Origin of the sequence: Methyloversatilis sp., from assembly GCF_965284615.1 — a bacterium.
Taxonomy (GTDB): domain Bacteria; phylum Pseudomonadota; class Gammaproteobacteria; order Burkholderiales; family Rhodocyclaceae; genus Methyloversatilis.
In genome coordinates, this window is sequence record NZ_OZ260098.1 from 1,802,390 (window position 1) to 1,821,664 (window position 19,275).

A 19,275-nucleotide genomic window follows, 5' to 3' on the forward strand; every position below is an offset into this window, starting at 1 on the left:
GGCAGGGCACGACCGTTAAAGGAGAACTGTCCTTTGCCCTGTCGCCATGACACCGTTGCCCGCCCTGACTGTCGTGCTCTCCCGTCCGCGCCTGATCGCCTGCCTGTTGCTGGTGTTCATGGCGGCCCAGGCGACTGCGTTCACCTACCAGGGTTATCTGCTCACCGTGCGCACTGATCTGCAGCACAAAATGACGGCGCGTTTCGGTGACAAGGCCGGGCCGCGCATGGCCGAACTGGCCGAAGCGCTGAGCGCGGCCGGTCGCATCGCCGACGAGGCGATACGCGTCGAACGGATCAACCAGATCGCCAACCGCGCGCGTTACGTGACCGATCCGCAGCTCTGGCAGTCCGAAGACTATTGGGCGACGCCGGTGGAATTCGCAGCGCTGTCTGCCGGCGACTGCGAGGATTACTCGCTGGCCAAGTATTTCGCGCTGCGCGAACTGGGCATGCCGGCCGACAAGCTGCGCATCACCTATGTGCGCCTGCTCCGCCAGGGCCGCCTGGAAAACCATATGGTGCTCGCCTACTACCCGGAGCCCGGCGCCGAGCCCTGGGTGCTCGACAATCTCGAAAAGCGTTTCATGCTGGCGCGCGACCGGCCCGACCTGACGCCGGTCTACAGCTTCAATGACGACCGCGTGTGGAAGGTGCAGAGCGGCGGCGACCGCGAACTGGGGTCGCCGCAGCAACTGCGCAAGTGGCGCGAGCTGCTCGACCGGGTCGAGGCCGAGGCGCGCGGATGAACAGCCTGCGCCTGCGTCTGCTGGCAGCGCTGCTCGGCGTCGGTGTCGTCGCCTTCGCGGCGGCGCTGGCCACCGCGCTATGGGTGTCGCGCGACCGGGTCGAGGCGCAGATGGCCAGCCAGGCGCAGTCGATCGCGCTGTCGCTGACGGTGGCGCTGACCGCCGGCGGCGAACCGGCGCTGCAGAATGCCGAAAGCCTGGTCGAGCCGGTGTTCGACCAGAGCTACCTTCGCCGCATCGAGGTGCGCGACGCCAAGGGGGCGGTGATCGCCGCGCGGCAGGCACCGGCGCGGCTGGCCGGTGGTGCGCCGCAATGGTTCATCGACCTGCTGCCGCTGGCAGCCGGCGCGCAGAGTGCCGACATCATGCATGGCTGGCGCATTGCCGGCAGCGTCGTCGTCGAGCCGCATCCGCACTGGGCACAGCTGCAGCTGTGGGCCGTCGCCGAAACCCTGGCGCTGTGGATGGGCGGCGGTCTGGCGGTGGCCAGTGTGCTCGGCCTGATGGCACTGCGCTGGGGTCTGCGCCCGCTGCGCCGCGTGCAGCGCTCGGCGGTGGCGGCGGCATCGCGCAAGTTCGTGCCCATCGATGAGACGCGCATGCCGGTCGAGCTGCAGCCGCTGGTCGGCGCCTTCAACCGCATGCTTACCGCCATGGCCGGCGCACTCGAAAGCGAAGCCGGGCGTGCTGCGCAGTTCCGCGACCAGGCATTGGTGGACGAACTGACCGGCCTGCCGAACCGTCGCGGCTTCCGCGCCGCGCTCGAAGCGCGCATCGAAGCCGGCACGCGCAGCGGCTGGCTGGCCTTGTTGCGCGTCGAGGGGCTCGAAGACCTGAACCATCTGTACGGTCGCGAGGCGGTCGATGACCTGCTGACCGAATCGGCCGGCTTCATGGCGGCCATCGATGCGGTCGAACTGTGCGGCCGTGTCGAGGGCGCCTGCTTCGCGCTGCTGTTCGATGCCGACGAATACACGACGCACGACGCGCTGAAAGCATTGCTGGCGCGCCTCAACAGTCTGGCTGCCGCTGCGGGCGCGGGTCAGGCCTACGCCTGGCGGGCTGGCGCGGCCGACTGCGCCGGTGACGGCGACGCTGCGCGCTGGCTGGCGGCGGCCGATCGCGCGCTGCATCAGTGGCGCATCGAAAGCGGTGCGGCGCCGGTGCTGGCGCACGCACGTGCCGGCGAAGCCGGCGGCGGCAGCCTGCGCACCCTGGTGCGCGAACTGATCGGTGCCGGGCGTATCGCCTTTGCCGAACAGACCACGCGGGTGCTCGAAGCCGAGCGCATCGGTGCGCCGCTGCATGTCGAGCTGCGCGCCGCGCTGGACGACGGCCAGCGTCTGATCCGCGCTGCCGAGTACATCGCCTACGCCAGCGAAACCCGCGTGTCGGCGGCGCTCGACGGCGCCTGTCTGATGCGCGCGCTGGAACATGCGAAGGCTCGTCGCGACGGCATTGCCACCGTGGTCAATGTCGGCGCGGCGACGCTGACCGACCCCGACATCCAGCGCTGGCTGCGCGGCTACCGGCACGACCCGCGCGTCGGCACGCTGGTGCTCGAGTTCCCCGAGTCGGCACTGCTCGGCGACCCGGACGCCGCCGAGGCCTTTGCCCATCAGGCGCAGGCCAACGGTCTGGCGCTGGGCATCAAGCATTTCGGCCTGCATGCGAACGCGCTTACGCTGCTGCGCCGCCTGCGTCCGGCGCACGTGAAGTTCTCGGTCACGCTGACGCGCGAAGCGCTGCTGAACCCGGACTCCGGTGCTTACGTGAGCTCGCTGGCCGGCATTGCGTCGGCGCTGTCGATCACGCCGATGGCGGTGGCGGTCGAGCACGCGGAAACGCTGACCGGGCTGTACGCGCTGGGCATCCGTGCCGTGCAGGGCGAGGCGGTGTCGGCCGAAAAGGTGCCGGCGCCGGGCAGCGGCGGCCGCTGAGCGGCCGCGAGCGGTCTCATTCAGTGCAGCGGGGTTCGCGGGTCGTGCGCGAGGCAGGCCGGCGGCACGACCATGTCCAGATGCAGCAGACGTGCGGGCGCGCCGACGCGTTCGCAGGTGCGTTCCGGTCCGCACTCGCGGAAACCGAATTCGCGCCGGTAGTAGCGCGCATGGCGCGGGTTGACCTCGATTACGCAGTCGGTGGCGCCGAGTGCGACGTGCCCCAGCAGCAGCGCGCGGCGCATCAGTTGCGGTGCGAGATCGTCCGGCAGCGCCCGCTCGCGGTCGATCGCGAAACGAGTGTATTCGACCAGACGGCGCCCCTGCCGGCGCAGTTCGCCCACGTGTTCGGCATAGCCTGCTTCCGCCTGCAGACGCAGCCGCGTGCCGCAGCGCACGGTCAGCGTGCCGACCACTTCACCCTCCAGCCGCGCCAGCAAGGTCGTTTCACCCTGCCGTGCGGCGCGCTGCTCGACGCCATAGCCACGCCAGCCGTAGCAGCGCACGACGAGCGCCTCGGCCGCCGCCAGGTCTGCCGCATCGGCGGCAATCGTGAATTCGATGGCGACCGGCAGCGCCGCCGCGTGTCGCTGCGCCGGCGGCGCGACGGCGCGTAGCCGCGGTCGCGGGCGCAGCAGCGGGAAGGGGCGGAAGAGCGCGTCGTTCGCGGCGTCGTGCAGAGTGCGGGGAGACATGGGGAGGCGCCTCGTGTATCGGTGACCGGTATGCAAACTTCGGCAAAGAGATCCTGTGCCGTGATCTGCTTCCTTGCCGCGTGCGAAGCCTGATCGATGCTGGTTGCAGCGAGTTGATGCGGACTTGACGTTTTCATGTCGCCGACAGATGGTCCGGCGATGATCCGCAGCGCGGGACCGCGTGTGCGCTCGAGCAGCCGCAGGAGCGGTCTTCCGACCGCGACGGCAGTGGTGGATGGTGCGCGGCGAGGGCTAGAGATGCGGTCCGCAGCGATACGGGCGGGGGGCTGTGACCTGCTGCGCGAGCGCGCAGCGCCAACGATCAGTGCAGCGTGCCCATGCGCGCCACCGCGGCGGCGGTGGCTTCGGCTGACGCGTCGGCCACGTCCATCCAGACTGAACCGTCCTCGCCCAGGCGCGCGGTGAGGCCCATTGCGCCTAGCACGGCGATCACCCGGGTGCGCAGCATGTCCAGCTGCAGCGCGCGCGCCTCCCCTTCGCTGGCGCTGGCGCCGGCCAGCAGCGCGGCGATGCGCGGCCATTCGCGGCCGAGCAGCGAGGCGTCGATGCCCGCCTTCAGTTCGGGGGCGATATCGGCAACGGTACGGCCGAGACCGGCCAGGTAGCCGAGGCTGAAGGCGGTGGTCTGCATCAGCAGCGCCAGTCGCGCCATCGAAACGCCGGCCAGCGCGTCGAGATTGCCATCGAGCCGGTAGTCGGCCAGCGCCCGTTCGCAGGCAGCTGGCAGTTCCTCCAGCAGGCCGAGCAGATGCGGCAGCAGCAAGTCGGCCTTGGCCGGCAGCGACCAGGCACTGGCCCGATTGGCGCGGTATTCGTCGAACATGCGCGCGACGATGGGTGCGAACTGCGCCGCCAGCGCGTCCGCCGGTGCCGCGGCGACCGGGTCGAGCGTCAGCTGGCCGCGCCACAGTTCGCGGTGCAGCAGGTGCACCAGCTGCAGCAACTGGTCGGTGTCGCCGCCCAGCGCCTGTTCGACATAGGGCGCGGCCAGCGTGATCGTGCAGCCGTCGGCACGGTCCTCGCGCACCAGCGGTGGTGCTTCGGCCTGGCCCTGCGCCGGCACGGCGACGTCGTCGGTCACCACCAGCGCCGTCAGGCGTGATGCATCGAGCGCGCTGTCGCGTGCGTACAGGCGGTCGAGCAGGTCGGCAAGCGTCGTGCGCAGCGTGGCCGCGCCAGCGGGGCGGGCGCCGCGGAGTTCTATCGTGGGCATGGCGGTAAGGCGTTGATTCGTCAGGCCGCGCAGCATAGCGGCGAGCACCGGGCGCGTCCACGCATGGACTGATGCGCGTCGGCCCTCGTTGCCGGACGACGGGCGGGCGCTTCGGTCTCAACTGCTATCGCGAGCAAGCTCGCTCCCACAGGAATTCGTCTTCGGCAACGAATCTGGCGTGCTTGTCCGTGGGAGCGAGCTTGCTCGCGATAGCGGCGCCGGTTCGGGGAAGGTCGGCGCCGCCGCAGTGTGGAGAACGACGCCGGTGTTGCGCATTCGTCCGCCATTCCGCCACGGCAGCGAGGATAATCCGACGCGTCATGACATACGGGCGGTCCGCGATGGCGAACGGGAAGGTGGTCGGATGGTTGGCGGCAGCGGTCGTGGTGGCCGCATCGGCCGGTGCATGGTGGCAGTTCGGGCGTACGCCCGGCGCGGACGTGGCGGCGATCGGTGACGACCCGTCAACGCCGTTTGCGGTCATGAACTGCACTGCGCGCAGCCGCGACGAGGGGCCGGTGCTGGCCGTCACCTTCAGCCGGCCGCTGGCCGCACGGCAGACACTGAACGACCTGATGAAAGTGACCGACCTCGGCGAAGCTGACGCCGGGCGCGATGATGCCGACAAGGTCGCCGGTCACTGGCGCGTCGGCGACAACCCGCGCGTCGCCTTCTTTTCCGGCGTGCTGCCCAAGCGTCGCTACCGCATCGACATCGCGACCGGCGTGGCGGCGCGTTCCGGCGATCAGCTGGCCGGCGTCCACCAGTGCGAAACCCTGGTCGAGGACATGCCGCCGGCGCACTTCTTCGCCAGCCGCGGCACCGTGCTGCCGGCCGGCCAGAACGGGGGGCTGCCGGTGGTCACCGTCAACACGCCGGAGGTCAACGTGCAGTTCCTGCGTGTCGAGCCGGCGCAGCTACCGGCTTTCCTCGACAAGGTGTACGGCATCCGCCGCACCCAGGCCGAGGAGGGCGCAGATGGCGAAGGCGAGGTCTACGACGAGGAGTACTACGACGGCGGAACGGTGGATCTGCGTGGCCGCACCTCGGGCTGGTACCTGGACCGGCTGAAGGAGCTGTCAACCAGCGTCTATCTCGGCCGCTTCCTGACCGACGACAAGAAGGACCGCCGGCACGTGAGCTTCCTGCCGGTCGAGAACATCAAGGAACTGAAGGAGCCCGGCGTTTACATCGCCGTCATGAGCGCGCCCGGCAGTTTCGCGGGCGACTACCAGACCACCTATTTCTACGTCAGCGACATCGGCCTGCACTTGCACCGCAACGGCGGCCGCATCGACGCCTTCGCCACGTCGCTGAAGTCGGGTACGGCCCTCGACGGCGTCGAATTCGAACTGCTGGACGGCGACGGCAAGCGCGTGGCCACGGTGAAGGGCGACGGCGACGGTCGCGCCACCTTCGAGGCGGCACCGGCCGATGCGCGGCTGGTGATCGCGCGGCGCGGGCGAGAGCTGTCGGTTGTGTCGCTGGCCGAGGCGGCGCTGGACCTGTCGGAATTCGACACGTCGGGTCTGCTGCCGACCAGTACCAAGCTGTTCGCGTACAGCGGCCGCGACCTCTACCGGCCGGGCGAGACTTTCGATGTGTCGGTACTGGCACGCGACGCCGACGGCCGAGCGATCGAGCCGCTGCCGCTCACCGCGGTGCTGAAGCGGCCGGACGGCCGCACCGTGAGCCAGCGCGTCTGGAAAAGTTCGGGCGAACAGCCGGGTTACTACCGGCAGCCGCTGGCCATACCGGCCGACGCGCAGACCGGCGCCTGGACGCTCGAACTGCGCGCCGACCCGGCGGCGAAGCGGCCGGACGCGGTCATGCGTTTCAAGGTCGAGGAATTCCTGCCCGAGCGGATGAAGCTCGCGCTGAAGTCCGATGAGCGCGTGCTGACCGAAGGCGCACCCTTCGACATCGGCGTGCAGGGCGACTACCTGTTCGGCGCGCCGGCCTCCGGCAACCGCCTGCTCGGCGCGCTCGCCACCGAGCGGCAGCGTTTCGCCTTGCCGCAGAAGAAGCCGGGCTTCATCTTCGGCGACTTCGCCGACGATGCGCTGAAGGGCCGGCGCGAGCTGGAAGAAACGGCGCTCGACGACAGCGGCGCCGCGACCGTCGAAGTGCCTTACGACCCGGGCGCCGCGCGCTCGCCGCTGCAGCTGCGCGTCAGCCTGAGCCTGCTCGAATCGGCCGGCCGGCCGGTCGTGCGTTCGGTCGAGCGTGCGTGGTGGCCAGCGCCGGCGCTGATCGCCGTGCGTCCGCTGTTCGACAGCGACGTCGCGCGCGAATCGGCACTGGCCGAATTCGAGGTCGGCCGCTTCCTGCCGGACGCCGCTTTCGCGCCGATCGACAAGGCCAATGTGCGGCTGTTCAGGGAAGAGCGTCAGTACTACTGGCGCTTCGACGACCAGCGCGGCTGGCATTCCGGCTTCAGCGAGAACGACGAGCTGATCGACAGCCGCAGCGTCGCGCTGAAGACGCAGACCAAGCTCGGTTTCCCGGTCACCTGGGGGCGCTACCGGCTGGAGATCGACGACCCGCAGACCAAGCTCACGATGCGCTACCGCTTCTACGCCGGCTGGGGCGCGCAGGACAACGAGGCGCTCGGCAACCGGCCGGACCGCGTGCAGGTGCGGCTCGAAGGCGCGCCCTACAAGGCGGGCGACACGGTGAAGGCGCACCTGACGCCGCCGCACGACGGCGAGGCGCTGGTGCTGATCGAGGGCGACCGCGTGCTGTGGGCCAAGCGGGTCAAGGTGAGTGCCGCCGGCACCGCCATCGACCTGCCGCTGGACAAGCGCTGGAACCGCCACGACCTCTACGTGTCGGTGCTGGCCTTCCGGCCGGGCAGCGAAGGCAGCCGCGTCACGCCGGCGCGCGCACTCGGGCTTGCACACATTCCGCTCGCGCGCGACGACCGTCGGCTCAAGGTGGCGCTGGACGCGCCGGCCAAGGTCGAGCCGGAAACGAAAACCACGGTGAAGGTGAAGGTCGATGGCGCAACCGGGCAGGCCGCCTGGGTGACGCTGTCGGCGGTGGATCAAGGAATCCTCAACATCACGAAGTTCGCCACGCCCGACCCGCACGGCTACTTCTTCGGCAAGCAGCGTTACGCACCCGACCTGCTCGACATCTACGGCCGGCTGATCGAGAAGATGGACGGCTCGCGCGGCAAGCTCAAGTGGGGCGGCGACGCCGGCATGCGCGACTCGCAGAGCATGCCGAAGAAGGTGAAGCTGGTCGATCTGTTCTCCGGCCCGGTGAAGCTGGACGACAAGGGCGAGGCGGCGATCACGCTGACGCTGCCCGACTTCAACGGCAGCCTGCGCCTGATGGCGGTCGCCTCGACGCCGGAGCGCTACGGCCACGGCGAGCGCGAACTGACCGTGGCCGCACCCATCGTCGCCGAACTGTCAACGCCGCGCTTCATCGCGCCCGGCGACAGCGCGAAGGTCGCGCTCGAAGTGACCAACCTGACCGAGTCACCGCAGCAGATCCGCCTCACGCTGTCGGCCGAGTCGCCGGCGCGCATCGCCGACGGCGCGCGCACGCTGACGCTGGCGCCGAAACAGCGCGAAACGCTGCGTTTCGACGCCGAGGCGGTCGAGGCGGAAGGGCTGGCGCGGCTGAAGCTGGTGCTCGACGCCAGTGGCGGCGCCAAGCCCATCCACATCGAGCGCGAAGCCGCGCTGCAGGTGACGCCGCCGGTCGCGCTCGAACGCAGCGTGCTGCGCATGAAGGTCGAGCCGGGCGCGCGTCAGACCATCGACGCCGCGCTGCTGGAGAAATTCTGGCCGGCATCGGCGACGCTGAACGTCAGCGCCTCGACCAGCCCGCCGCTGAACATCCGCGAGAGCGTGCGCGGCCTGCTGCGCTATCCCTATGGCTGCGCCGAACAGACGGTCAGCTCCGCCTGGCCGCACGTCATCATCGACGAGGCCTACGCGAAGGAACTGGGTCTGAAGCAGTACTCGCGCGCCGAACGCGCAACCATGGTCGAGGGCGCCATCGGCCGGCTGGCCGGCATGCAGGGCGCGTCGGGCGGCATGACAATGTGGGGCGGCGGCGAGTACGAATACTGGATCAGCGCCTATGTCGCCGGTTTCCTGATCGACGCCAAGGCGGGCGGTTTCACCGTGCCCGAAGCCTTCCAGAAGAAGCTGGGCGACTGGATGCTGAAGGAGTTCCAGCTCGCGCCGTCGCAGATGCCGCGGCTGCCGGCGCAGGCAGGCAACCAGCCCGGCCAGATGGACCTCGTGCGCGGTGCCCACCTGCGTTTTGCCAACGCCGCCCACCTCGGCTATGTGCTGGCGCGCGAACAGCGCGCGCCGCTGGCCACGCTGCGCCTGCTGCATGACGAGCACCGGCAGCTGGCGAAGTCGCCGCTGGCGCTTGCCCACCTCGGCCTGGCGCTGAAGCTGATGGGCGACGAGGCGCGTTCGCGCGTCGCGCTCGACGAAGCGCTGGCCAAGCCCTACGGGCTGCGCGGCAACGACGCCGAATACGAATGGCTGGGCGACTACGGCAGTCCGCTGCGCGACCGCGCCACGCTGCACGCGCTGCTCGCCCGTCACGAGGTGAAGCTCGACCGCGCCGCCAACCTGTTGTTCGAGCTGTCGAATGACACGGCGAAGCGACGCTGGCTGTCAACGCAGGAACAGATCTCGCTGGTGATGGCCGGTCGCGCCGCCGGTCTGGGCGCTGGCAAGCCGTGGGCGCTCACGCTGGAAGGCGGTGCTGACTTCAAGGGCGACAAACCGGCGCTGCTCCCCATCGACGCGGCGGCGGCGCGCAAGGGCGCAGCGATCAGCAACACCGGCGACGCGCCGCTCTATGTCGAGATCGAAGGCGCCGGCTATCCGAAGATCGCGCCGCCGGTCGACAACGGTCTGGGCACGGCGCAGCGCACGCTGTTCGAAGCCGACGGGCGTCCGTGGGGCGGTCGCGCGCTGAAAGTGGGTGAGCTGATGCTGGTGCGGGTCGAGGTCAGGCCGACCCGGCGTGCTGACGACGCTCTGGTCGTTGACCGCCTGCCGGCCGGTCTGGAAATCGAGAACCAGAATCTGTCGCAGGGGCCGCAGGCGACTGAATTCACGCTGCAGTTGCCGAACGGCCAGTCGCTGCGCGTGATGGACACGCTGATGGACAACCGGGTGAAACACCGCGAGTACCGCGATGACCGCTTCGTCGCCGCGGTGAAACTCGATTCGGCGCCGATGAACCTCGTGTACATGGTGAGGGTCGTCACCCCGGGCCGCTACACGGTGCCCGGCACCTTCGTCGAGGACATGTACCGGCCGGAACTGCGCATCGTCGGTGAACGCGGCGCGATGCTGGACGTTATAGACGGCGGACCGGCCCGCAAGTGAGTGCGGCCGGCAACGGGAGGAAAAACATCATGACGCGAATGCGTTCGGTACATCGGGTGGCCGTTGCAGCCCTGATCGGCACGCTGGCGTGTGCGTCGCCGGTGTGGGCGGACAGCCGTGCGGATTTCGACGCCTGGTCAACGGCGGCGCGCAAGCAGTGCGACGCCGACGCCCGCAAGGGCGGACGACTGGACGGCGTACTGTTCCATCGCTGCATGGTCAACGCGCACGAACGTGGCGGCTGGGTCGCGCAGGAACGCATCGAGCGCTGTCGCGAAAAATCCGGTGCCTTCTGGGGCAACCGCGAAGGCGAGAGCGATGAGTCGCTGTGGAACTGCCTGGCCCGCGAAGGCAAACGTCACGCCGACAGCGGTGGCGTGTCCACCGCGACCGGTGCCGCCGCGCTGCAGGGCCACGATTCGCCTGAACGCGCCAAGGCGCGCCGCCCGGCCTGCGAGGACTGGGCGCGAGACAACCTGGAACCCGGCGCCTCGCATCTCGACTACATCGCGCGCTGCATGTACTCGACCGGCTCGCCTGCCGCGGTGGGCGCGACGATGAGACGTGGTGGCACGAATGACGCGGTGGGTCAGGACGCTCCCGCGCTGCCGGGTGCCGCCGTCGGCGACAACCCGGTGCGTGCGAAGAACCGTGCCTGGTGCGCCGAGCAAAACGCAGGCGGTGATCGTACCGGTCTGCTGCGCTATGACTGCAGTTGCGTTGACAGCAGCACGGCGATGCAGCAGCGCACCAAGAAGCTGGACGATACGGCGATCGCCGCTCGCAAGTTCGACCTGAGCACCTGCGTCGATCGCAGCGCGACCGCCGAGCGCGTCGTCGCCGACATGGGCGGCCGCACCCTTGGCAGCCTGTTCGACAGCGACGACGACATCCGTACGCGCGAAGCCTGCTACCGGCGTGCGGTGGGCAAGGATCTGAAGACGGCCGATTTGTCCGACGACGCGCGGCTGCGCAACGCCTTGAAGCGGGTCTGCAAGTAGGCCGTCTGCTTCGCGCGTATTCCCTGTGGGAGTGGCCTTGGCCACGACTGGGCCGCGGCATTCCGCCCTCGTCGATCCAGACGGGTTGTCGGGGTCAGAAGACCCCTCCCACAGACTTCTCGCTCCGGCCGCAGATAGGGCGCACAGCCCGTGGGAGCGGCCTTGGCCGCGATGCGGCGGGTGATGCCACGGCGCCTGTATCTATTCTCAGGCGCCGCCGAAGTAGTGCCGCATCGCCTCGTTCGAAGTCTGGGTGTTCAGTTCATCGACCTGCATCGGCATCATCACGCTGCCGCTCGACCACATGTAGTGCTTGCGAAACCACTCGCGCAGTTCGGGTGAGCATTTTTCCATCGGGCCGTCGCGGCCTGCTTCGATCAGGTAGTGCAGCACGCGGTCGGCGCCCGGCGTGTCGCGGGTGACCATGCGGTGCTTTTCCAACGGGTGGAACAGTCGGCCGACGTCGTAGGCGGTGACCGTTGCCGGCAACTCGGTGAGGCGCCGGTCCAGGCGGTCGAGCGCACCTTCCCACGCCGGATCGAGGCGGAAGCGCTGTTTCAGGCTGGCCACCCAGGCACGCAGCAGGCGCACGTAGTCGTGTTCTGTCGCTCGTTCACCGTTCATTGATGTTGTCCTTCGTCGGCATACGGAACTGATGTGCTATCGGCATCGGCCCGGCCGGCTTGAGAATGCGCATGGGTGGCCGTTATTGGATGGACGCAGCCCATGCACTCATCGCCCCCGAATGCCGATACCCGACTTCCTGACTGAAATCTTCGCCACCCAGCCGCCGCTCGCCCGCGCGCTGTGGGCGGCCGTCGCGCTCGCATTGCTGATTGCTGCTCTGGCCGTGCTGCGGCTGGAGCGACGCATGTTTGCGGCGCGCGGCAAGGGCGCGTCGTGGTGGGTGGTGCGGCTGGCTTCGCTGCCGGCGCTGGCGGTCGTCGTGGCGGCAGTGCTCGGGCCGGCGCGCGCGGTGTCCGGCATGGAGGGGCTGGCGGTGTTCTACCTGCTGCTGCTCGTCGTCGCGCCGCTGCTGTGGTTCGGCGTGCACCTGCTGGCCGGCTGGCTCGCCTCGCCGCGCTTGTCGCGCGGCGAATCGGCGTGGATCGCCGGCAGCGGCCTGATGCTGCTGCTGTGTCCGCCGGCGGTGTTCACCGCGCTGCAGACGCCGGTATTCATGATTTCGCGCCAGTTCGACGCCGCCGCCCGCGCCTCGCGTCCCGAAATGCCGTTGCCGCATCGCGCCGATGCGGCGCAGCGCTTCCGTCTCGGTGACGCCGGCGTGCTCAATGCGCATTCGCTGATCGCGCCACCCGGCGTGCAGGTCGAGCGCGTCGAGGCCCTGCACGGCGGGCTGTGGGCCGACACCGCAACGCAGATGCATCCCTGGCTGTGCCGCAACGGCGACGACCTGCATCTGGCCTGGGCCGATGGCAGCGAACCGCCGCTGCTGCGCATCTACTGGCGCGACACGGCGGGCAAGGCGTGGCAGAGCCGTGTCAAGGTCGCACCTGCCGCTGTGCCGGTGCAGGATTTCGTTGTCGCCTGGCGCAACGACGGCTTCGACCTGCCGGTGCCGCTGTCGCGCGATCTCGTGCAGCCGGGCTGGCTGAGCGACGGACGGCTGCATTACCGCAGCCTGAACGGCGTGCTGCAGCCCGGTGAAAGCGCGCGCGACGACTGCGTCATGCGCGGATACAGGCGTGTAGCCGTTGACACCGAGGGGCCGGTGGCCGCCGTGCTGCTGCGCATCCATCGCCAACCACCGGCCGGCACCATCGAGCACCTGCTCGTTCGTCCCTGAGGGTGCGCCGACCTCCGTCCGCGCGGGGACGCTGCCACGCATGACGGCGGCAAATTGCCTGCCCGGAGGCGGGTACTCCCGGCCTACCATCCCGTCGGCATCGATGACGGAGATGGGTGAATGATCAGGACGTACGGAATGCGCCGGCACGCCGGCCACCTGCTGGCCACGCTGACGCTGGTGACGAGCGCTGCGTATGGCGAGGGCGGCAACACCGGCTGGCCGCTGCACGGCAATGACGCCGGCGGGCAGCGGCACGCGCGGCTGGAGCAGATCAACCGCGACAACGTGGCGACGCTCGAACCGGCCTGGACTTGGCGCAGCGGCGTCAAGGCCACCTTCCAGGCCACGCCCATCGTGGTCGGCGACACGCTGTATGTGTCGCTGCCCTTCAGTCACGTTGCCGCGCTCGACGCGCGCAGCGGTCGCGAGCGGTGGCGCTACGAAAATCCGCGCCCAGCGGGCCGGCTGTGCTGCGGGCCGGCCAACCGCGGTGTGGCAGTGCGCGACGGCCGCGTCTTCGTCGGAACCGTCAACGCCCGCCTGATCGCGCTCGATGCGCGCACCGGCGCGCCGCTGTGGAACGTAGCGGTGGCCGACGCAGCACCTGCGACCGAACAGGCGGCGCAACTGCCGGACAGCGACCCGCTGAGCCGACGCGAAACCCAGGGCTCGACCGGCGTCGGCATCGCAATGGCGCCGCAGGTGGCCGGCGATCTGGTCATCGTCGGCATCACCGGCGTCGGCTACGGCCTGCACCCGGAGAACGCAGTGGTCGGGCTGCCGGGCCAGTACGGCCGGCCGGGGGTACTGGCCGCCTTCGACGCCGCCAGCGGCCGGCGCGTGTGGCAGTTCGAAGTGACCGGCCCCGGCTGGGAGGGCGACTTCGCCGCCCGCACCGCAGACGGTCTGGATCTCGGCCGCGATCTGCCGGCCGAGCGCGCAGCGCTCGCCCGCGAGGGCGGGGCCTGGCGTCACGGCGGCGGCTCGCTGTGGGCGACGCCCGCCATCGACGCCGAACGCGGGCTGATCTTCTTCGGCACCGGCAACCCGTCGCCGCAGATGGCCGATGGCTCGCGCCCTGGCGACAACCTCTACACCGCTTCGCTGGTCGCACTCGACCTGCGCACCGGTCGCCGCGTCTGGCACCACCAGCAGGTGCCGCACGACCGTTGGGGCTATGACGTCGCCAGCCCGCCGGTGCTGTTCGAGCTGCAGCGGGGCGGCGAGCGCATCCCGGCGCTGGCGCAGCCGAGCAAGCTGGGCTGGGTCTACGTACACGACCGGCGCGACGGTCAACTGCTGTTCCGTTCCGAAGCCTTCGTGCCGCAGCAGAACCTGTTCGCCGCACCGAGCGCCGAGGGTGTGGTGATCGCGCCGGGCATCGCCGGCGGCGCCAGCTGGTCGCCGTCGGCGCTCGACCCGCAGCAGGCGCTGCTGTTCGTGCCCGGCATCCATCTGCCGACCCGCTACACGGTGCGCGAGGCCGAGCGCCCGGACGGCAGCCGTTTCCATTACGTGGTCAGCGAGCCGGAAGGTCCGCGTGGCGGCGTGCTGGCGGCCGTGGACCTCGCGCACGAGGGACGGCTGCGCTGGCAGGTGAAGCTGGATCAGCCCATGGTCGGCGGCGTGCTGTCGACGGCCGGCGGGCTGGTGTTCACCGGCATCGGCGAGCGCAGCTTCGCCGCCTTCGACAGCGGCAGCGGCATGCGGCTCTGGTCGTGGCAGGTTGACGCCGGCGTCAATGCGCCGCCCGTCAGCTACGCCATCGACGGTCGCCAGTACGTCGCGGTCGCGGCCGGCGGCAACGCGCTGTTCGGCTTTCCGCAGGGCGATGCGCTCCACGTGTTCGCGCTGCCCCAGCCGGCTGTCGCAAGCGGGACCGGCCCCCGCTGAGCGACCCGCGCCGATATCGGTTAGATTGCGGGCCTCGACCGCCGGTGCGCCGGCACCCCACCGCCCGCAATGAAAGCCCTCGCCACCATCGCCAACGGCCTCGACGCCCGCATGCTGCGCGACGTGCTCGCCCTCGAAGGGCTGCACGTCAAGCTCGCCGCAGCCAGCGCTGACGCGCGGCAGGGCGGGGCGGTCACGCTGCTGATCGAGGACGCCGAATTCGAGCGTGGTCAGGCGCTGCTCGCGCGCTGGATGGCGGAACACCCGGCGCCCGCGCCCGATACCGCTCCACCTCCGCGCGCTGAATGAAGTCGGCCAGCGCGGCGCGGCGGCGGCGAATCGTCGCCGGCATCCTGCTTTTGCTGGCCGCACTGTGGCTGCTTGATCGCATCTTCCCGCCGCCGCTGCCGTCCGGTAACGATGGCTTCATCGTGCTGGCCCGCGACGGCAGCCCGCTGCGCGCCTGGCCCGGCAGCGACGGCGCCTGGCGCTATCCGGTCACGCCGGCCGAAGTGTCGCCGCGCTATATCGACGCGCTGCTGGGTTACGAAGACCGCTGGTTCCGCTGGCACCCGGGCGTCAATCCGGCCTCGCTCGCGCGCGCCGCGTGGCAATGGGCCACGACCGGCCGCATCGTGTCCGGCGGCTCGACGCTCACCATGCAGGTCGCGCGCATCCTCGAGCCGGTGCCGCGCACACCGCGCGGCAAGCTGCGCCAGATCGTGCGCGCTCTGCAGCTGGAATGGCGGCTGTCGAAGGACGACATCCTGACGCTCTACCTGAACCATGCGCCGATGGGCGGCATCGTCGAGGGCGTCGAAATGGCCAGCCGCGCCTACCTCGGCAAGCCGTCGCGCGATCTCAGTCACGCCGAAGCGGCGCTGCTCGCGACGCTGCCGCGCGCGCCCAGTCGGCTGCGGCCGGACCGTGCGCCGCAGGCCGCACAGACCGCGCGCGACCGTGTGCTGGCGCGGCTGGAACACTTCGGCATCTGGTCGCCGGCGGTGGTGGCCGATGCGCGTGTCGAACCGGTGATCGCGCAGAAGCTGCAGGGTGCCTGGCTTGCACCCTTGGCCGCCGAGCGCCTGCGCAGCCGCACGCGCAAGGCCGGCGCCGCCGGCCTGACCCGGGTCGCCAGCACGCTGGACCGCGAACTGCAGACCACGATCGAGCGCCTGCTGGCCGACCGCGCCAGCGTGCTGCCGCCGCGCGTGTCCATCGCCGCCCTGGTGCTCGACACCGCCACGCTGGAGGTGCGCGCCTACGCCGGCTCGGCCGACTTCAGCGACAACGCGCGTGGCGCCCATGTCGACATGGTGCGCGGCGTGCGCTCGCCCGGCTCGGCGCTCAAGCCCTTCCTGTACGCGATGGCGCTGGACGACGGCCTGATCCACTCCGAGAGCCTGCTGATTGACGCGCCGCAGGCCTTCGGCGGCTACCAGCCCGGCAACTTCCAGGCGGATTTTTCCGGGCCGGTCAGCGTGTCCGAGGCGCTGCAGCGATCGCTCAACGTGCCGGCGGTCAACCTGCTGGACCAGATCGGCCCGGTGCGTTTCGCCGCCCGGCTCACCGAGGGTGGCATCAAGCCACGCATCGCCACGGGCGAACAGCCCAACCTCAGCCTCATCCTCGGCGGCGCCGGCGTCACGCTGGAAGAACTGGTCGGTGGTTACCGTGCGCTCGCCGCCGGCGGTCTGGCCGGCAAGCCGCGGCTGACGCCGGACGCACCGGTCGAGGAAATGCGGCTGATGAGCGAAGGCGCGGCCTGGATCGTGCGCGACATCCTTGAAGGAGGCGGCCACCCGGACCGACCCTTCGTCGAGGGCGGTGGCGCCGCGCCGCTGGCGTGGAAGACCGGCACCAGCTTCGGTTTCCGCGACGCCTGGGCGGTCGGCGTGTCCGGCCGCTACGCGCTGGGCGTGTGGCTGGGCCGGCCGGACGGCACGCCCAACCCCGGCTTTTTCGGCGCCAATGTCGCCGCGCCGCTGCTGAAGGACATCGCCGCCGCACTGCCGCGCGATGTCCTCCCGTCCCGTGAGCGGCCGGCCTCTGTGCAGCCGGTTGACATCTGCTGGCCCTTGGGCACGGCCGCTGCCGACACCCCCGCGCCGCTGTGCCACCGCCGCCGCGCCGCCTGGTCACTGGCTGGTGCCGTGCCGCCCACCCGTCCGGACCGCATCGACGGCAGCAGCCTGCGCCAGACCCTCTGGATAGACCCGGCCAGCGGACTACGCACGGTGCCCGGCTGCGGCCACGGCCAGCCGCGTGACACCGCTCGCTGGCCCACGCTGCTGCAACCCTGGCTGGCCGGCTGGCTGCCCGCCGACCAGCGCATCCCCGACTGGCAGCCCGGCTGCGCCCCGACCGGCGGCACGCCCGCCGCCACGTTGCGCATCGTCGGCCTGAACGAAGCCGGCCGCCTGCGCCCGGCCCCGCACCAGCGCCACGTATCGCTGCAACTTGCCGTGCGCGGCGCGCAGGGGCCGGTGTACTGGCTGCTGGACGGGAAGAGGGTGATGCCGGACGCGGGTGGCAAGCTGCTGCTGAACGAAGCGGGTGCGCACCGGCTGACCGTGCTGGACGAAGCGGGGCGGCATCACAGCGTCCGCTTCACGGTTAACGCGCCGCCGGGCATCTAGCCGGAACGAAGGAGCGCTTCCGCCGACGGCGGGCGGCGTGGCTCCTGCTCGTGCGGGTGTCCGGCAGTGTTCCGTTCCTGACATTCCAACGGGCAAGGTCTGCGCGTACGGTGACGATGTGGTCCGATTCGGCGATGCCGCGCCGTGTCGCCTTGACCCGCGCGCTGGACGCCGCGAGCATGCAGTGCTCGGACGCGGTCACGCTGCGCTGACCGCCCATCGTTCTTCGCGCCACCGACTCCACGCTCGGCGGTCCCGTCTTTCGTTTCAACCTCCCATCCAATCAAGGAATAGCCATGACTCAAATCGTCGTCGATCACAACCCGACCGAAGAGAAGCTGAAGGCGCTGGGCGTGTCCAGCTGGTCGATCTGGGAAAAGGAAGTGTCGAAGTTCCCGCTCGACTTCTCGATGACCGAAAGCGCCTACCTGCTCGAAGGCGAGATCCACGTGACGCCGCAGGGTGGCGACAAGGTGGTGATCAAGGCCGGCGACTTCGTCGTGTTCCCGAAGGGCATGAAGTCGATGTGGGAAGTCGTGAAGCCGCTGCGCAAGCACTACAAGCACAGCTGAGCGCACTCGCTTGCGCGACGAAAGGGCCTTGATGTTTCAAGGCCCTTTTTGTTTTGAAGGTGATTGGCTCCCGTGTGGTGGCGAAGTGCCACATAGTTGTCAGGTGCCATGGATTGTTCAGGCGGATGATGCGCGAAGTCCTGAACGCGGATGGCGACTTTCCGGGTGCATCCGCTTGCGTCGCCCGCGTGTAGAGGATGGAACGAGACCGGTTGCTGTTCCGGTCAGTCTGCAGCTTTGGTCTGCGCCGTCGTCCGCCAGGGAGAACGGATTGAATCCATCGTTCAGCGCCACGATGCCCTCCGTCGCCACGCACGACTTCGCGCAGGCGCTGTCGCCGGCTGACGACAGCGCCCGCTCCTTCGACCTGCTGGCGGAACTCGCGCGCGATCTGCGGCCGGGGGTGATCTTTCCGGTCTGTTTCGATGCGCTGCTGTGTGTGCGCCAGACGCTGCGCACGCCCGAGGTGACGACACCGCATCTGGCCGGTGCAGCGCGGGTCGATCCGCTGCTGTGCGCACGGCTGTTGCGGCGCGCGAACCGTGGGCGGCGCGCCGAGCCGGTCACCGGCGTGCGCGATGCGCTGGCCCGGCTGGGCGTCGAGCGCGCGCAGCGCGTGGCGCGCGCCGTATCCTGTGGTCAGATCGGCTGTGCGCGGCAGCTTTCGCACGTCGATGAGATGTCGCGCCGGCTGTGGCTGCATACGCTGCGCACCGCCGCCGGTGCCTATGTGCTGGCGCGCCGGCTCACGTCGCTCGATCCGGACGAGGCGATGACGGCCGGGCTGCTGCACGACATCGGCGCCTTCTACCTGCTCGACCGCCTGGCCCGGCGTCCGTCGGCGGCGTTCGACGCGCAGGACATCAATGTGCTCATCCTCGAATGGCACGAAAGCGTGGGCGAATCGTTGCTGCAGTCGCTGGGCGTGCCCGAGGTGCTGATCGACGCGATGCGCGACCACGAACAGCCGCGCGCACGCACCGGCATGCCCCGCTCTCTGTCGGATCTGGTGTTCTCCGCCAGCGTGCTGGCCGGCGGCGCGACCGAGCTGTACGACGATCCCGTGTGTCACGTGAGCCAGCGCCCAGCGCCGACACGCGAGCGATTCGCCGGGCTGTTGCCGGAGATCGAACAGGTTTTCGGTGTGTTGCGACGCGGGGCGATGCAGGGATAGGGCGGGTTTCTTGTGGGAGCGGCCTTGGCCGCGACACGGCCGTCGCTGTCCGCAGGCTTCGATGCTGGCCGCTGTCGGGGTCAGAAGACCCCTCCCACAGAAACCCGGCTCCGGCCGCAGGTCGGGCAAGATCCTTGTGGGAGCGGCCTTGGCCGCGATGCGGCCGTCGCTGTCCGCAGGCTTCGATGCAGGCC

The 19,275-nt window shown here is 70.0% G+C and carries 13 protein-coding genes; 10 read left to right on the plus strand and 3 right to left on the minus strand.

Going from position 1 to position 19,275, the window contains the following annotated elements:
- Positions 1-46 precede the first annotated feature (46 nt).
- Both ACQ66H_RS08655 and ACQ66H_RS08660 read left to right on the plus strand, forming a co-directional pair.
- Positions 47-748 carry a transglutaminase-like cysteine peptidase gene (locus tag ACQ66H_RS08655; RefSeq protein ID WP_430433666.1) on the plus strand — a complete coding sequence of 234 codons (702 nt, stop codon included), beginning with the start codon at positions 47-49 and terminating at the stop codon, positions 746-748.
- The gene (locus ACQ66H_RS08660; RefSeq protein ID WP_430433667.1) at positions 745-2,688 is read left to right on the plus strand and encodes an EAL domain-containing protein; all 1,944 of its coding nucleotides are present in this window, start codon (positions 745-747) and stop codon (positions 2,686-2,688) included. Before ACQ66H_RS08655 ends, ACQ66H_RS08660 begins: the two co-directional genes overlap by 4 nt.
- Before the next feature lie 20 nt (positions 2,689-2,708).
- Here the strand turns inward: ACQ66H_RS08660 and ACQ66H_RS08665 are convergent, their stop codons facing one another.
- Together ACQ66H_RS08665 and ACQ66H_RS08670 are read right to left on the minus strand one after the other, a co-directional pair.
- Positions 2,709-3,383 carry an N-acyl amino acid synthase FeeM domain-containing protein gene (locus ACQ66H_RS08665; protein WP_430433668.1) on the minus strand — a complete coding sequence of 225 codons (675 nt, stop codon included), beginning with the start codon at positions 3,381-3,383 and terminating at the stop codon, positions 2,709-2,711.
- Positions 3,384-3,705: 322 nt separating this feature from the next.
- Complete coding sequence (locus tag ACQ66H_RS08670) at positions 3,706-4,665, minus strand: hypothetical protein (protein WP_430433669.1); 960 nt, start codon at positions 4,663-4,665, stop codon at positions 3,706-3,708.
- Positions 4,666-4,958: 293 nt separating this feature from the next.
- Here ACQ66H_RS08670 and ACQ66H_RS08675 point away from each other — a divergent pair, with 293 nt between their 5' ends.
- On the plus strand, positions 4,959-9,992 hold the full coding sequence (locus tag ACQ66H_RS08675) for an alpha-2-macroglobulin family protein (RefSeq protein WP_430433670.1): 5,034 nt from the start codon (positions 4,959-4,961) through the stop codon (positions 9,990-9,992).
- 29 nt (positions 9,993-10,021) lie between these two features.
- On the plus strand, positions 10,022-10,993 hold the full coding sequence (locus tag ACQ66H_RS08680; RefSeq protein WP_430433671.1) for a hypothetical protein: 972 nt from the start codon (positions 10,022-10,024) through the stop codon (positions 10,991-10,993).
- Positions 10,994-11,200: 207 nt separating this feature from the next.
- Here the strand turns inward: ACQ66H_RS08680 and ACQ66H_RS08685 are convergent, their stop codons facing one another.
- Positions 11,201-11,617 (minus strand): hypothetical protein, encoded by a 417-nt coding sequence (locus ACQ66H_RS08685; RefSeq protein ID WP_430433672.1) that lies wholly within the window; start codon positions 11,615-11,617, stop codon positions 11,201-11,203.
- 121 nt (positions 11,618-11,738) lie between these two features.
- On the opposite strand from ACQ66H_RS08685, the gene ACQ66H_RS08690 reads away from it, so the two are divergent.
- From ACQ66H_RS08690 to ACQ66H_RS08715, 6 genes are all read left to right on the plus strand, one after another.
- Positions 11,739-12,800 (plus strand): hypothetical protein, encoded by a 1,062-nt coding sequence (locus ACQ66H_RS08690; RefSeq protein ID WP_430433673.1) that lies wholly within the window; start codon positions 11,739-11,741, stop codon positions 12,798-12,800.
- Between the two features lie 120 nt (positions 12,801-12,920).
- Positions 12,921-14,696: a pyrroloquinoline quinone-dependent dehydrogenase gene (locus tag ACQ66H_RS08695; RefSeq protein WP_430433674.1), complete on the plus strand. Its 1,776-nt coding sequence runs from the start codon at positions 12,921-12,923 to the stop codon at positions 14,694-14,696.
- Positions 14,697-14,765: 69 nt separating this feature from the next.
- On the plus strand, positions 14,766-15,005 hold the full coding sequence (locus ACQ66H_RS08700) for a hypothetical protein (RefSeq protein ID WP_430433675.1): 240 nt from the start codon (positions 14,766-14,768) through the stop codon (positions 15,003-15,005).
- On the plus strand, positions 15,002-17,335 hold the full coding sequence (gene pbpC, locus ACQ66H_RS08705) for a penicillin-binding protein 1C (protein WP_430433676.1): 2,334 nt from the start codon (positions 15,002-15,004) through the stop codon (positions 17,333-17,335). The genes ACQ66H_RS08700 and pbpC overlap by 4 nt, the downstream gene beginning before the upstream one ends.
- A gap of 296 nt (positions 17,336-17,631) precedes the next feature.
- Positions 17,632-17,907 carry a cupin domain-containing protein gene (locus tag ACQ66H_RS08710; RefSeq protein WP_304003548.1) on the plus strand — a complete coding sequence of 92 codons (276 nt, stop codon included), beginning with the start codon at positions 17,632-17,634 and terminating at the stop codon, positions 17,905-17,907.
- 271 nt (positions 17,908-18,178) lie between these two features.
- Positions 18,179-19,081, plus strand: a complete 903-nt coding sequence (locus ACQ66H_RS08715; RefSeq protein ID WP_430433677.1) for an HDOD domain-containing protein — start codon at positions 18,179-18,181, stop codon at positions 19,079-19,081.
- Positions 19,082-19,275 lie beyond the last annotated feature (194 nt).

Coding starts and splice junctions, on each gene's coding strand:
- ACQ66H_RS08655 (WP_430433666.1), top strand. CDS start 47: ATGACACCGTTGCCCGCCCTGACTGTCGTGCTCTCCCGTCCGCGCCTG.
- ACQ66H_RS08660 (WP_430433667.1), top strand. CDS start 745: ATGAACAGCCTGCGCCTGCGTCTGCTGGCAGCGCTGCTCGGCGTCGGT.
- ACQ66H_RS08665 (WP_430433668.1), bottom strand. CDS start 3,383: ATGTCTCCCCGCACTCTGCACGACGCCGCGAACGACGCGCTCTTCCGC.
- ACQ66H_RS08675 (WP_430433670.1), top strand. CDS start 4,959: ATGGCGAACGGGAAGGTGGTCGGATGGTTGGCGGCAGCGGTCGTGGTG.
- ACQ66H_RS08680 (WP_430433671.1), top strand. CDS start 10,022: ATGACGCGAATGCGTTCGGTACATCGGGTGGCCGTTGCAGCCCTGATC.
- ACQ66H_RS08685 (WP_430433672.1), bottom strand. CDS start 11,617: ATGAACGGTGAACGAGCGACAGAACACGACTACGTGCGCCTGCTGCGT.
- ACQ66H_RS08690 (WP_430433673.1), top strand. CDS start 11,739: ATGCCGATACCCGACTTCCTGACTGAAATCTTCGCCACCCAGCCGCCG.
- ACQ66H_RS08695 (WP_430433674.1), top strand. CDS start 12,921: ATGATCAGGACGTACGGAATGCGCCGGCACGCCGGCCACCTGCTGGCC.
- ACQ66H_RS08700 (WP_430433675.1), top strand. CDS start 14,766: ATGAAAGCCCTCGCCACCATCGCCAACGGCCTCGACGCCCGCATGCTG.
- pbpC (WP_430433676.1), top strand. CDS start 15,002: ATGAAGTCGGCCAGCGCGGCGCGGCGGCGGCGAATCGTCGCCGGCATC.
- ACQ66H_RS08710 (WP_304003548.1), top strand. CDS start 17,632: ATGACTCAAATCGTCGTCGATCACAACCCGACCGAAGAGAAGCTGAAG.